Below are 420 nucleotides of genomic sequence, written 5' to 3' on the forward strand. Positions count from 1 at the left end.
TCCGCGGGTCGGCCCTTGGCTTTCGCAACCTCACCAACTACATCGCCCGATCACTACTGGAAACCGGCGGATTCAAACCCCAACTACACCGTCAATCATGAAGAGCCAGTTTACCCGTGAGGCGCTGGCGATCGAGGTGGATCGCAGCATCGATGCCGACGCCGTCGTCGATGTCTTGGATCGCCTGGCGATCATCCACGGGGCGCCACACTACGTACGTTTCGACAACGGCCCCGAGTTCGTGGCGCACGCCGTGAGCGATTGGTGTCGATTCAACAGTGCTGGTTCACTTTTCATCGATCCCGGATCGCCTCTCTTAACCGGCTAATCGGAAGATCCGTCTGTCCTCGACACGCCGTTTTCCTGCGGTTCCTTGACGGCGGTAGTGCGAGATGGGATATGTACATCTCATGGTTAAGG

General features: G+C 57.9%; 1 pseudogene. It reads left to right on the forward strand.

Going from position 1 to position 420, the window contains the following annotated elements:
- Nucleotides 1-106: 106 nt before the first annotated feature.
- A pseudogene (locus ORI27_RS32940) lies at nt 107-313 on the forward strand (DDE-type integrase/transposase/recombinase); the annotation flags it as partial.
- Nucleotides 314-420: the final 107 nt, after the last annotated feature.

The organism is Mycobacterium pinniadriaticum, assembly GCF_026242045.1.
GTDB lineage: Bacteria > Actinomycetota > Actinomycetes > Mycobacteriales > Mycobacteriaceae > Mycobacterium > Mycobacterium pinniadriaticum.